The organism is Streptomyces sp. NPDC051018 (genome assembly GCF_044456085.1).
In the GTDB taxonomy this organism is placed as follows: Bacteria; Actinomycetota; Actinomycetes; order Streptomycetales; family Streptomycetaceae; genus Streptomyces.
Map to the genome: position 1 here is coordinate 33,099 of NZ_JBITFN010000009.1, position 13,734 is coordinate 46,832.

Annotated in this window: 10 protein-coding genes; 4 read left to right on the forward strand and 6 right to left on the reverse strand. The window is 69.9% G+C overall.

The features are described 5' to 3' along the window. The first annotated feature begins 114 nt into the window (after positions 1-114). Both ACIBCM_RS17225 and ACIBCM_RS17230 read left to right on the forward strand, forming a co-directional pair. The gene (locus tag ACIBCM_RS17225) at positions 115-1,026 is read left to right on the forward strand and encodes a sugar phosphate isomerase/epimerase family protein (protein ID WP_399243956.1); all 912 of its coding nucleotides are present in this window, start codon (positions 115-117) and stop codon (positions 1,024-1,026) included. A 777-nt stretch (positions 1,027-1,803) separates the two neighbouring features. Next, positions 1,804-2,004: a helix-turn-helix transcriptional regulator gene (locus ACIBCM_RS17230; protein ID WP_399243958.1), complete on the forward strand. Its 201-nt coding sequence runs from the start codon at positions 1,804-1,806 to the stop codon at positions 2,002-2,004. Between the two features lie 183 nt (positions 2,005-2,187). On the opposite strand, the gene ACIBCM_RS17235 is transcribed toward ACIBCM_RS17230, so the two are convergent. Next, positions 2,188-4,572 carry an MMPL family transporter gene (locus ACIBCM_RS17235; RefSeq protein WP_399243960.1) on the reverse strand — a complete coding sequence of 795 codons (2,385 nt, stop codon included), beginning with the start codon at positions 4,570-4,572 and terminating at the stop codon, positions 2,188-2,190. A gap of 178 nt (positions 4,573-4,750) precedes the next feature. Here ACIBCM_RS17235 and ACIBCM_RS17240 point away from each other — a divergent pair, with 178 nt between their 5' ends. Further along, entirely contained in the window at positions 4,751-5,650 is a 900-nt protein-coding gene (locus ACIBCM_RS17240; RefSeq protein WP_399243961.1) for a TetR family transcriptional regulator, read from the forward strand. Between the two features lie 131 nt (positions 5,651-5,781). Beyond that, positions 5,782-6,096 carry a heavy-metal-associated domain-containing protein gene (locus ACIBCM_RS17245; protein WP_399243963.1) on the forward strand — a complete coding sequence of 105 codons (315 nt, stop codon included), beginning with the start codon at positions 5,782-5,784 and terminating at the stop codon, positions 6,094-6,096. Between the two features lie 1,020 nt (positions 6,097-7,116). On the opposite strand, the gene ACIBCM_RS17250 is transcribed toward ACIBCM_RS17245, so the two are convergent. The 5 genes from ACIBCM_RS17250 to ACIBCM_RS17270 all read right to left on the reverse strand — a co-directional run bounded on the left by ACIBCM_RS17250 (position 7,117) and on the right by ACIBCM_RS17270 (position 13,630). After that, a complete protein-coding gene (locus ACIBCM_RS17250; protein WP_389267897.1) occupies positions 7,117-8,406 on the reverse strand; it encodes a citrate synthase in 1,290 nt (429 codons plus the stop codon). 226 nt (positions 8,407-8,632) lie between these two features. Beyond that, on the reverse strand, positions 8,633-10,840 hold the full coding sequence (locus tag ACIBCM_RS17255; protein ID WP_399243965.1) for an ATP-dependent RecD-like DNA helicase: 2,208 nt from the start codon (positions 10,838-10,840) through the stop codon (positions 8,633-8,635). Positions 10,841-11,195: 355 nt separating this feature from the next. Continuing rightward, the gene (locus ACIBCM_RS17260; RefSeq protein ID WP_399243967.1) at positions 11,196-12,230 is read right to left on the reverse strand and encodes a hypothetical protein; all 1,035 of its coding nucleotides are present in this window, start codon (positions 12,228-12,230) and stop codon (positions 11,196-11,198) included. Next, entirely contained in the window at positions 12,227-12,796 is a 570-nt protein-coding gene (locus tag ACIBCM_RS17265; protein WP_399243969.1) for a SigE family RNA polymerase sigma factor, read from the reverse strand. Before ACIBCM_RS17265 ends, ACIBCM_RS17260 begins: the two co-directional genes overlap by 4 nt. Before the next feature lie 63 nt (positions 12,797-12,859). Beyond that, on the reverse strand, positions 12,860-13,630 hold the full coding sequence (locus tag ACIBCM_RS17270) for a hypothetical protein (RefSeq protein ID WP_399243970.1): 771 nt from the start codon (positions 13,628-13,630) through the stop codon (positions 12,860-12,862). Positions 13,631-13,734 lie beyond the last annotated feature (104 nt).

Here is a 13,734-nt window from a genome sequence, read left to right on the forward strand (position 1 = left end):
CGACGCCCGGCTCTCACCAGGTCTAGTGCTCCTCACTGAATCCTGTCAACATTTTGTCCTGACATTCGGACGAAGGCTTGACACCCTTCCGCAACGGCCGGAAAGCTCGTGGCCATGAGCTCCTCCGCCCCCTCCCTGAACCGCATCCGGGTCGGCTCGGCCCCTGATTCCTGGGGTGTGTGGTTTCCCGACGATCCCCGGCAGGTCCCCTGGCGGCGCTTTCTCGACGAGGTGGCGGAGGCCGGTTACGAGTGGATCGAACTGGGGCCCTACGGCTATCTGCCGAGCGACCCGGCCGTGCTCTCCGAGGAGACCGCCCGGCGCGGGCTGAAGGTCTCGGCGGGGACCGTCTTCACCGGGCTGCACCGCGGTCCGGCCGTCTGGGAGGAGACCTGGGCCCATGTCGCGGACATCGCGGCCCTCACCCGCGCCATGGGGGCGGAGCATCTGGTCGTCATCCCTTCCTTCTGGCGGGACGACAGAACCGGTGACGTACTGGAGGACAGCACCCTGACGCCCGCGCAGTGGCGCGATCTGACCACGCAGACGGAGCGGCTGGGCCGGGAGGTCCGCGAACGGTACGGCCTGCGGATCGTGGTCCACCCGCATGCCGACACCCATATCGACGGCGAGGAGAACGTGAGCCGCTTCCTCGACGCCACCGACCCCGGCCTGGTCTCGCTCTGTCTGGACACCGGGCACTACGCCTACTGCGGCGGGGACAGTCTCGAACTGTTCAAGACCTACGGCGAACGGATCGGCTACCTCCACCTCAAGCAGGTCGACCCCGAGATCCTCGCCGGGGTCGTCGCCGATGGTGTGCCGTTCGGCCAGGCGGTGGCCGGCGGTGTGATGTGCGAACCCCCCTCCGGGGTGCCCGCACTGGAGCCCGTACTGTCCGCGGCACAGGCCCTGGGCGTGGAACTCTTCGCCATCGTCGAGCAGGACATGTACCCGTGCCCGCCGGACAAGCCGTTCCCGATCGCCCGGCGGACCCGCCGATTTCTGCGCTCCTGCGGAGCCTGAACCCACTTCCCAGGACACAACCCGGACCGGGCTTCCCCCGGGTCGAGCCGTGGCATCCGCCTCCCCTTCCCGGCCCGCCGTTCACCGGCCGCCTCCCCGAGTCACCACGTCCCCGAAGACGGGACTCCCCCGGCGAAGTCCCATGCCGTGTCGCCGCCGTGACGATGCAACAGCGGTGCGGAAGCAGCCCTGGGACGTGTCCCCGTCGTGGTGTGGCCGATCACGGTCCGTTGCCTCCGCTTCGGACCCGTCCGGTATGTGCCGCTCCCGGCCGTCGTGCGGTCACGCTGGTCCCGGCCCGGCGAGCCTCAACAGGGTCTTCGGCCAGGGTGATTCGGGCCGCGACCCGGGGATTCCATCACCGTGATCGGCTACACCAGTCAGCGGGACGCCATCCAGCCCTGTGACGGTGGCTCCGTCGGTGGCGCCTCCCGGGCACGCTTCCGGGCAACCCGTCGTTGTCCTGTCCGACGCTTCCGGGACTGCCCCGATACCCCCGGCCCCTGGAACCCGGAAACCTGTCGGCGCCTCCGCGCCTTGAGGTCTCCCGACGGCGGTCCGCGCCTTCCCTCTGGTCACCTCCGTCACCTTTGTCACTGGCTGATCACGTATGTCTCCGTTACGCGGGTTTTCCGTCACAGCCGGTCGACAGACCCGGCCGTCCCTCCCCTCTCATCGTTCAACGGGCGCAGGGTCAAGATCGCCGACGCCCGCGCGACAGCTCCCCCGGCGGCCCCCGGCCTCCGCTGCCGCGCATACCAGGGAGGTGCCACACAGATGACGGACCGCAGGCTCTGGTCGTACAAGGAGATCGCCGCTCATATCCGGGTGCAGCCGGATACCGTCCGCTCCTACCGCAAGCACGGTCTGCTCCCCCCGCCGGATCATGTGGAGGGCGGCAGACCCTACTGGTACGCGGAGACCGTCCGCACCTGGGTGGCCAACCGCCCCGGCAACAGGAGCCGCAGAGACCGCTGACCCCCGCCCGGAGCCCCGTCCCGCGCGTCCCGCCCGGGATACGGACGGGCGAGCCAGGCGGGTTCCCCCGACTCCACGCCCCTGCCCCGTCGCCGGGTCGGGTGCGTGGAGTCGGAGAGACCCGGCACCGGCGGCCCCGCCGGCCCGGAGCCCCGCCCCGCGACAGGGCCCGGGTCCTGTCCGTCAGCTCCGGGGACCGTCGCCCGCCGCGGCCTTGTCCCGCTTGTCCGGCGCCCCGGATCCCGGCTCCGGTCCCGCATCGGGGCCCGTGGACGGGACCGTCCCCCGCGCGGGCTCGGGTATCTCGCCCTCGCTCAGTCCGAAACGCTCATGGAACCGGCGCAGCGGGCCGGGCGCCCACCAGGTCCACCGGCCCGTCAGCTTCATCACCGAGGGCACCAGCAGACCACGTACCACCATGGCGTCCATCAGCACCGCCAGCGCGATACCCAGTCCGAGCATCTTGGTGCTGGTCACCCGTGAGGTGCCGATCGCCACCATCACCACCGCGAGGATCAGAGCGGCCGCCGTGATCAGCCCGCCGGTGCGCTGGATACCGAACCGCAAGGCGTGCTCATGATCGTGCGTACGGTCGTACTCCTCCTTGATACGGGAGAGCAGAAAGACGCCGTAGTCCATCGAGAGGCCGAAGGCGACGCAGAACATCAGCACGGGCAGATTCGTCTCGATGTCGCCTGTGGGGGTGAACCCCAGCAGCCCCGAGAGATTGCCGTCCTGGAAGATCCAGACCACCGCGCCGAACATGGCCGTCAGACTCAGGCCGTTGAGCACCACCGCCTGAAGGGGGATCACCACACTGCCCGTGAGCAGGAAGACCAGCAGCAGGGTCACTACCACGATGATTCCGAGCGCCAGAGGCAACTGCTCCCCGATTGCCGACTTGGAGTCCTCCAGCACGGCCGCCCGGCCGGTGACCGACGTCTCGAACGGAGCCGATATCCCGCGGATGTCGTGCACCAGGCGCTGGGCGCCCTCCCCCACCGCCTCCCCCTCGGGCTGGACCGTGAAGTACGCGTTCCCCTCCGAGGCGATCGGCCCGTCCACCCGGAGCACACCCGGGAGGTCCTCGATCCGGTCGCGGTAGCTGGTGTACTCGGCGGGGGTCGCGGCCGTGCCCTTACTTTCGGCGAGGATCTCGATACCGCCGTCCGGGCTGCCGGGGAAGCCGTCGCGGATGTGCTGCTGGACCACATGGGACTCGGCGGTGGAGGGCAGTTGCCGGTCGTCGGGCGTACCGAACTTCACCCCCAGGAACGGCAGCCCCAGCAGCACCAGGCCGGCGGCTGTGGTGAAGGCAAAGAGCGGCGCTCGGCGCATCACCAGATCGGCGAGCCGCGCCCAGCCCGCTCCCGTTTCGCGTGCGTCGACGGGTCCGCCACCGGCGGTACTTCCGGCCGGCGCACTCGCCCCATCGCCCGCGCCCGCCCCTGTCGTACGGCGTCCGCGTCCGCGCCGGAAGAGCGCGCGGACGTCCAGGGCGTTGACACGCGGTCCCAGCAGCATCAGCGCGGCCGGCAGCAGGACGAGCGCGGCCGCAGCGGCGAGAAGCACCACGGCGATGCCCGCATAGGCGAAGGAACGCAGGAAGTACTGCGGGAAGACCAGCATCGCGGCCAGCGAGACGGCCACCGTGAGCGCTGAGAACAGAACGGTGCGCCCCGCGGTGCGCAGCGTGGTGGCCACCGCGTCCCGTACATCGGCGCCCGCGCCCAGCTCCTCCCGGAACCTGCGGACGATGAACAGGGCATAGTCGATGGCGAGTCCGAGCCCCAGGGCGGTGGTGAGATTCTGTGAGAAGACCGAGACATCGGCGAACTCGGTGATACCACGCAGTACCGCGTTCGTCCCCAGGATGGCGACGATGCCGACGGCCAGCGGAAGCAGCGCGGCGACCACACTGCCGAAGACCATGATCAGCAGCACGAGCGTCACCGGCAGGGCGATCAGCTCGGCCCGCAGGAGGTCCTCCTGAATGGTCGTCGTCATGTCGTGTTCAACGGCGACGGGACCTCCGATCGAGACCTCGACCGGACCGCGCTCACCCCGGAATTCCGGCGCTATCCGGTCCAGGACCTCGGCCCTGGCCTTCTCGTCCCCCTGGATGCGGGCCGCGATCAGCGCCTCGCGCCCGTCCTCGGAGCGGAGCGCGGGCGACTGTGTCTGCCAGTAGGACCCGACTCCGGTGATGTCCGCTTCGGCGGCGAGCCGCTCAGCCAGCCGCCGCCCCTCGGCCGCGACCGCCGGGCTGTCCACGCTTTCCCGGCCGCCGTCGACGAGCAGAATGAGATTCGGCTGGGAGGCCGGGAACTCCCGCTCCAGCGCGGCGGTCGCATAGGTCGACTCGGCTGCCGGGTCCTGCCAGCCACCGCTGCCCATCCGGTCGGCCGCTCCGCTTCCCGCGAACACGGCGAGCACGGTGATCACCAGAGCGGCCAGCAGGGCCAGCCGCGGCCTGGCGGTGACGAACCGCGTCCATCCCCCCAGCCGTGGCGGGCCCCCCGCGGGAGTCCGGCTCCCCGCCGGATGCGGGCTGTTGACTTCAGACATCGTGCGGTGTCCCCTTCACCTGGTTCACCCGGATCACCTGGCCCGTGCGGGCCTGCGAGCAGGCAGCATGGATCGAGCAGTAGCCAATACACTCGCAAATGCGAGTCATCGCTCGCATTACCTAGAATGCGAGCGAGCACTCGCGTTTGTCAACCGCACCAGGAAGCTGGGGATTTCAGTGCCGGAGCCCATGAGGCCGGAGCGGACGGGGTCAGGCCGGACAACACCGCGACCGGGCGATCAGCCGACCGGGGAGCAGGGACCGCCCGCCCCCGCGACCACCATTCCCGGGGGAGCGAGCACCCCGGGATCCGGAACTATCACCTCCGCGCCCCAGCCCGGGGGAACACCGACGGCCAAGGCGGCCACCGGCCCGCAATCGGACACCCCGCCCCGGGGAGCCACCCCCTCCGGCACGCCCGCGGAACGCGGAGCCGCACCCGCCAAGCCACGCCGCCGGCAGGCGCGCGGCGAGCGGCGGATCGCCCAGCTACTGGAGGCCGCCGCATCCGTCTTCTGCTCCTCCGGCTACGCCGCGGCCTCCACCAACGCGATCGCGCGCGAGGCAGGCGTCTCCCCCGGCACGCTCTACCAGTTCTTCCCGAACAAGGAAGCCATCGCCATCGAACTCGGCGGCCGCCTCCTCGAACGGTGGCGGGACTCCCACGGCGAGGTCCTGGTCGCCGCGGGCCGCGATCTCCCGCTGGAGGAACTGCTGGACGCGGTACTCGACCCGCTGTTCACGTTCAACTACGAGAACCCGGCCTTCGCCGTACTGATCAACGGACCCGACACACCCGGCCAGATCACCGAGGAATTCGAGACCCTCCACGCGGGACTCCTCATGGGCCTGACGGCGATCATCGGAGGCCACCTCCCGGACGCCTCCCCCGCCGAGCTCTCCCTCATCGGGAACACCGCGATGGCCATCTTCAAGGCCGGGCTCGACCTGGCGCTCAGCCATGAGGGCGCGGAACGGGATGCGTACGCGGCAGAAATCAAGAACGTCATGTTCCGCTATCTGGAACCGATCTTCCCCGACAACGGCGAGGGCTGCGCCCCCCAATACACCCCGTGAGATCACCCGAGAGCCATACTATACCCCCTAGGGGTATAGTATGGTGAGTGTCCGGCACTCCGGGGGCAGTACGGCCCCCGTGCGCCCGGAACGCGACGAACGCTGCTCTCATGCCTCACGAGGAGAACGACATGACCGCCAAGTCCGAGATCGAGATCACCGAGACCTCCGCCTCCAGCTGCTGTGGCGGCAGCTCCTGCGGCACCGGCGCGGCCGATGTCGTGACGGAGGGCTCCGTCACCACCGTCTACAAGGTCACGGGCATGACCTGCGGCCACTGCGAGGGCGCCGTCTCCGGCGAAATCTCCGCCCTTCCGGGCGTCACCTCGGTCACCGCCGTCGCCTCGACCGGAATCGTCACCGTCGTCTCGGAGGCACCGCTCGACGAGTCCGCCGTGCGCGCCGCGGTGGACGAGGCCGGCTACGAGCTGGCCGGCCAGGCCTGACCCGGCGTGTCCTGCCCGCGCGGGCAGGCACGCCACCGGGCCGGACCGACACCCGAACCGCCACCGGGCCGGCATCGGAACTGCCGCCGGGTCGGCATCGGCATCGGGCCAACGCCGGGACGGAACCGATACGGGTCGGGACCGCGGCCGGGCCGGAATCGGTTACGGCCCGCGATACGCGCCGAACCCGGCCCGCCGCGCACACTGGGGCCCACCCGGGCGGGGAACGGCTGTGCGGCTCTCTGGGGGCCCCGGAACGGCCAGACCGCCACCCACCCCACCTCCGGACGAACAGCCGGGGAGGAGGGCGCCGAGGCCGTTCTCCCGGGCGCCGGGCAGCACCCCCGGCCCCGGGGCTGCTCCGCTCGAACCACCAAGGGCGGGGAGCCGAACCGCCCGCGACCGGCGAAGCGGTGATCCGCTCTCCTGTACGAAGTGATCTGCGTCTCGCGGAGGGCCGGATCCGTCTCGCAGAGCGGACACCCAGGGCGTCCGAAGGCATTCTTTTCCAGCCCCTTGGCCATGATGCAAAAAGCCCGGCACTGACCACATAGAGCCAGCTCAAACCCATGATCACGAAATTCGCACCGGGCTTTTCGTCCGCGTTTGCGATGACGGGCGACCGATCCTTCCGCGCCTTGGTCCAGCTACATGTGAGGCACAAGACCTTCACAAAGAGACCTAGATCACAGATATTGAGGGGTAACCATTGAGGCCCCTCGCGGGTCTAAATGGACGATGCCACGAACGTCTTGGGGGACGTTCATGGGATGTCTTGGGGGACATCCCAGGCAAGCGTTGGCCGGGGCACGTGCCCGGGGAGCTTTGAGCGGCCCTCCCGTGCGTACGTACCCCGGCAGACCGCGTGAGCTTCTGCGGTTGCAGACACCCGGCCGGATCCCGTGGGGGGAATCCGCTCCGGGGATATGGGAAGCGCCCCGCTCGCCGACCCGTGGGGGGATCGGCGGTGGGGCGCTTTCCGCTTTGCTGTCCGGAGTCGCGCGGGGCCTCGCAGGAAGGTCAGCGGGCCTCGACCGGAACGAAGTCCCGGAGGACCTCACCCGTGTAGATCTGGCGCGGACGGCCGATACGGGAACCCGGCTCCTTGATCATCTCGTGCCACTGGGCGATCCAGCCGGGAAGCCGGCCGAGCGCGAACAGCACGGTGAACATCTCGGTCGGGAAGCCCATGGCCCGGTAGATCAGACCGGTGTAGAAGTCCACGTTCGGGTAGAGCTTGCGCTCGACGAAGTAGTCGTCGGCCAGAGCGTGTTCCTCCAGCTTCAGGGCGATGTCCAGCAGCTCGTCGGACTTGCCGAGCGCCGACAGGACGTTGTGCGCCGCCGCCTTGATGATCTTCGCCCGGGGGTCGAAGTTCTTGTAGACGCGGTGCCCGAAGCCCATGAGCTTCACGCCGTCTTCCTTGTTCTTCACCTTGCGGATGAAGGTGTCGACGTCGCCGCCGGTCGCCTGGATGCCCTCCAGCATCTCCAGCACCGACTGGTTGGCGCCGCCGTGCAGGGGGCCCCAGAGGGCGGAGATGCCCGCGGAGATCGAGGCGAACATGTTCGCCTGCGAGGAGCCCACCAGGCGCACGGTGGAGGTCGAACAGTTCTGCTCGTGGTCCGCGTGCAGAATGAGCAGCTTGTCCAGCGCCGAGACGACGACCGGGTCGAGGTCGTACTCCTGGGCGGGGACCGAGAAGGTCATCCGCAGGAAGTTCTCCACGTACCCGAGGTCGTTGCGCGGGTAGACGAACGGGTGACCGATCGACTTCTTGTACGCGTACGCCGCGATCGTGGGCAGCTTGGCGAGCAGCCGGATCGTGGAGAGGTGGCGCTGGTTGTCGTCGAACGGGTTGTGGCTGTCCTGGTAGAACGTGGACAGCGCGCTGACCACGGAGGACAGCATCGCCATCGGATGGGCGTCGCGCGGGAAGCCGTCGAAGAACCGCTTGACGTCCTCGTGCAGCAGCGTGTGCTGGGTGATCTCGCCCTTGAAGGCGGCCAGCTCGTCGACGGTCGGAAGCTCTCCGTTGATGAGCAGATACGCCACCTCGGTGAAGGTGGAGCGCTCCGCGAGCTGCTCGATCGGATAGCCCCGGTACCGCAGAATCCCCTCCTCACCGTCGAGGTAGGTAATCGCGGATTTGTAGGCGGCGGTGTTCCCATAGCCGCTGTCCAGGGTCACGAGACCGGTCTGGGCTCGCAGCTTGCCGATGTCGAAGCCCTTGTCGCCGACGGTGCTCTCGACCACCGGGTAGGTGTACTCGCCGTCCGCGTACCGCAGTACTACAGAGTTGTCGCTCACGTCATCCCTCACCGACGTAGTGCCTCTTCTTCGAGGTGCCCTGACTGTCTCTACCATCCCCCATTTGGCGCATGAGAGTGCACTCGGGGTCGACCATTGGGCCCCATTGGCGGCACTCAGTGCCGCCAACCTGCTCATCCTGCCCCGTACGCCCCGATTCCGGAAGTCGGGGTGCCATTTCCCACCCAAGGGACGGGTGGGACGAGGGCGGGGCGAGCCGCTCCGATCAGCGCCCGGCCAGCCGGTGGTCGAGCGATGTGAAGCGTCTGCCTGCGGAAACCGTCCGCACCGCCTGCCCTATCGCCTTCCGGGAACCCACCAGCACCACGAGTTTCCGGGCCCGGGTGACCGCCGTGTACAGAAGATTCCGCTGGAGCATCATCCACGCCCCCGTGGTGACCGGGATCACCACCGCGGGATACTCGCTGCCCTGCGAACGATGAATGGTCACTGCATACGCATGGGCCAATTCGTCCAGTTCGTCGAAGTCGTAGGGCACCTCCTCGTCCTCGTCCGTCAGCACGGTCAGACGCTGATCGTCCAGGTGAAGCGAGGTGACCACCCCGACCGTGCCGTTGAAGACACCGTTCTCGCCCTTCTCATAATTGTTTCGGATCTGAGTGACCTTGTCGCCGACCCGGAATACCCGGCCGCCCAAGCGCTTCTCGGCCACATCGGGCCGGGCGGGGGTAATCGCCTGCTGGAGCAGGCCATTGAGGGTGCCGGCGCCCGCCGGGCCGCGGTGCATCGGTGCGAGGACCTGCACATCTCTGCGCGGGTCGAGTCCGAACTTGGCCGGAATTCTGTGGGCAGCCACCTCGACGGTCAGCCGTCCCGCGTCCTCCGTCTCCTCCTCCACAAAGAGGAAAAAGTCGGAGAGGCCCGAAGTAACGGGCTGCAGACCGGAGTTGATCCGATGGGCGTTGGTGACGACCCCGGACTGCTGGGCCTGACGGAAGATCCGGGTGAGCCGGACACGCGGCACCGGGCCGCCCTCCGCGAGCAGATCGCGCAGCACCTCGCCGGCACCGACGCTCGGAAGCTGGTCGACATCGCCGACCAGCAGCAGATGCGTGCCGGGCGCGATCGCCTTGACCAGCTTGTTGGCCAGCAGCAGATCCAGCATGGACGCCTCGTCGACCACGACCAGGTCGGCCTTCAGCGGGCGGTCCCGGTCGTACGCGGCGTCACCGCCGGGCTTCAGCTCCAGCAGCCGGTGCACGGTGGACGCCTCGGCGCCCGTCAGCTCGGAGAGCCGCTTGGCCGCACGGCCGGTGGGCGCGGCGAGCAGGACCTTGGCCTTCTTGGCCCTGGCCAGCTCGACGACGGACCGTACGGTGAAGGACTTCCCGCAGCCCGGTCCGCCCGTCAGCACCGCGACCCTGCTGGTGAGGGCGAGCCGGACGGCCTCCTCCTGCTCGGGGGCCAGCTCCGCTCCCGTACGGTCCGCGAGCCAGGCCAGGGCCTTGTCCCAGGCGACGTCCTGGAAGGCAGGGAGCCGGTCCTCCGGCGCCCGCAGCAGCCGGGTCAGCTGCCCGGCGAGGGACAGCTCCGCCCGGTGGAAGGGCACCAGATACACCGCGGTCACCTCCTCCCCGCCGTCGGGTCCGGGTACGCGCTCGCGTACGACGCCCTCCTCGTCCGCCGCGAGGTCGGCGAGGCACTCGATGACCAGGCCGGTGTCGACCTGGAGCAGTTTCACGGCGTCCGCGATCAGCCGCTCCTCGGGCAGGAAGCAGTGCCCCTGGTCGGTGGACTGCGACAGGGCGTACTGAAGACCAGCCTTGACCCGCTCGGGGCTGTCGTGGGGTATGCCGACGGCCTGGGCGATCCTGTCTGCGGTCAGAAAACCGATGCCCCATACATCGGCCGCGAGGCGGTAGGGCTGGTTCCTGACCACCGAGATCGAGGCGTCCTCGTACTTCTTGTAGATGCGCACCGCGATGGAGGTGGAGACACCGACTCCCTGGAGGAAGACCATGACCTCCTTGATCGCCTTCTGTTCCTCCCAGGCGGTGCCGATCAATTTCGTCCGCTTCGGGCCGAGGCCGGGGACCTCGACGAGCCGCTTGGGCTCCTGCTCGATGATGTCGAGGGTGTCGACGCCGAAGTGGTCGACGATCCGCTCGGCGATACGCGGACCAATCCCCTTGATCAGCCCGGAGCCGAGATAGCGGCGGATGCCTTGGATCGTGGCCGGGAGCACCGTCGTGTAGTTCTCGACCGTGAACTGCTTGCCGTACTGAGGGTGGGAGCCCCAGCGCCCCTCCATGCGCAGGGACTCGCCCGGCTGCGCGCCGAGCAGCGAGCCGACCACCGTGAGGAGATCGCCGGAGCCGCGGCCGGTGTCGACCCGGGCCACGGTGTACCCCGTCTCGTCATTGGCATAGGTGATTCGCTCCAGGACACCTTCGAGCACCGCCGGATTGGACATGCCCCGAAGCTACCCCGGAGGTCCGACAGCCCGGATCGCCTGTGGATAACTTCGCGAGGGCCGCCTGTGGACAACTCGGGGCCCGTCGGCCGGTTTCCCTACAGTGATCACACGGGCCCGGACGCCGGGGAGCCCGGCCGAGCGGGCCGGGGCCCCAAGTCCCCTGCCGTGTCCCGGCACGATCGGGCCCGTTCCCCCATAACGCCGAATCGCTTCAGGAGTCTCCATGACATCGACAACGACACGACGGACCACAATGCCGACGCCGACATCGACGCCGGCACCGGCACCGGCACCGGCACCGGCACCGGCACCGGCACGGAGAACGCGGAACGGGCCGTACGGCCTCGGGCGGTTACCGCTCGGGGATCCTTCCTCCCACACCGGTGCCGACCCCGTCGAACTCTCCCTGCGCCAGGACTCGTCCGTCCGCCGCGTACGCGGTGGCGGTGTACCGGTCCCCGCCGCTCTTGGTGAAGACATGGTAGGTGCCCCAGCCGCTGTGCCCGCGCAGGCGCAGGAGCGTCGTCCGGTACTCCTTCCCCTCGGCCGTCCGCACGGTGATCAGCGCGGGGACGGCATCGGTGCGGAAGGCACCCACGACGAGCCCCGTTCCGGGATGGAACCCGCCGCTGAGACTGTCCGGCGGGAGGTCGTCGCCGGCGGCCCGCCGGGCCTCGGTGACAGCGGACCGCAGGTCGCCGGCCCCCACGACATAGTTCTGGTCACCGTCCGGCAGCAGCACCAGCCCGATGCCCCGCCCGATGTCGACGGCCCGGTACGGCTCCACCGTCAGCGCACCCCGCTGCTCGCCGGACGGCGAGAGGTCGGCCTTCGGTCCCCCGGTCGGGTTCGCCTCCCGGCTCGTATCCGGGCCCGCCTCCGCCTCCACCCCGGGCTCGGGGGACAGAACGACGGAAGGAGGCGATGTGGCGGGGAACGGCGGTGGGACGGGGCGAGCCTGACTGGCGGTCCCCCCGGCCCCCGGTACCGCGAGGTGGACGGCGAGGGAGAGAGCGGCCGTGGCCACCACGGCACCGCCCGCCCCGGTGATCCGGCGCCGGCGCCCGGACCGGCCCCTGCGCACCACCTCGTCGACCGGCGCGGGACCCACCGGGTAGATGTCGGCCTCACGGCGCAGGGCCCGGGCGAGTTCCTCTTCCGTGCCGACGGCGGATTCCCCGTCGGGGACGACGCCGTGACCGCTTCTGCGGAGACCGCCGCCTCCCGCGCAGCACTGGGAGCAGCCGAAATGGCCGGTGTCGCCGAAGCGACCGACGGCACGGACATCACCGAGGTCACCGAGGTCACCGAGGTCACCGGCGACATCGAATCTGCCGGCCGGGCCGGAGTCACCGGAGTCGGCCGCGGCCGGCCGGTGGCCGGTCACCGGCGGACCTCTTCGGACCGCAGCCCGCCTCTGGGGGTCACCGTGCTCCCCGCGCTCGCGTCCTCCCCGGTATCGGTGCCGTTCATGCCGGGCTGGTCGCGGAGCGCGCGCAGGGCACGCGCCGCATGGCTGCGGACGGTACCGACGCGGGTGCCGAGGAGTCCCGCGACCTCGGACTCGCTTCGGTCCTCCAGATACCGCAGGACGATCACCGCCCGCTGCCGGGGAGGCAACCGGTGAAGCGCCTCGGCGAGAGCGCTGCGTTCGGCTATGCGCTCCGTGCCGTCCGGCACGGCCGTCTCAGGAATCCGGTTGGTCAGCCACTCCCGTACGCGTGTGCGCCGGAGCCGGTCCACATTGGCGTTGATCATGATGCGCCAGACGTAGGCATCGGGGTCGTCGGTGCGCTGGATGCGCTCCCACTTCACGTACGCCTTGGCCAGGACTGCCTGCACCAGGTCCTCCGCGTCATGGTGATGGCCGGTCAGGAGGCGGGCGGTCCGGAGCATCCGCGGCCAGCGGCTGGTCACGAACGCCCGGAACTCCGCCTCCTCGCTCGTCTTCAATCAAGGTCCTCTGGCAGCGGCCGCTGTTCGCTTTCGGGGTCCATGGTCAAAGGTGGTGACGCCTCACGGCTCCGGGCTGTCCGTCCACAGGCTGGCGAGCACCTTCCCGTCCACGGCGTACGCGGTGACCGTCACTGTCCCGGTCCCCGGCCCGGCGTCGGGGAGGTCCAGCCAGTAGGTCCCCCAATCAGGCCTTCCCGGCAGCCGGAGCATCGCCGCGGGCCTCTCGGGACCCTTCCCGATCCGCACGGTCATCCGCGCGGGCACGGTGTCCGTGCGCCAGGCGCCGGTGAGCAGGACGCGCCCGGCGTCTCTGAGGGCGACCCCGCTGAGGCTGTCGGGCCGGATGCCGTCGCCGGTGTATCCAGGTGCCTTGGCCTGCCGCAGACTCTCCGAGAACTCCGCGTCGCCGTAAGCCACGACATGGTTCTGCCTGCCCTCGGCGAGGAGAGCCATCCTGGCGCCGCCCCGGCCGAGGAGGACCGGCTGGTCCGGCCGGACGACTCGCGGGCCGGCCCCCGCGGCTCCTTCACCGGCCCCGAGGCCGGCGGCGCCGGTCCCGTCCGGTCCGGTGGCCGCGGCGGCCCCCTCACCCGAGTCGACGCCCAGCTCCGCACCCGAGGGCTCCTCACCCGCACGGGTGTCCGCGCGGGTCTGCGTGCCCGTGTGCCCCTGCGTACCCGTGTGCTCGCGTGGCCTCTCGGACGGTCGGCCTTCGGCCCCGGCTCCCGGCGCGGCAGGCGTCCACGCCTCGCCGACGGCGACGGCCGCCCCGGCACCCACCGCGAGAGCGAGCATCAGCGCCCCCGCTGTGACGAGCCGCTTCGTCCCCATGCTTCCTCCAGGCTGAGCAGGGCGATCGCCGTGACCGGTGACCGCGTACACCTCTCAGACGGCGCCTGGGCCCGTTGTCTATGTCACCGCGGACGCACGAGTTT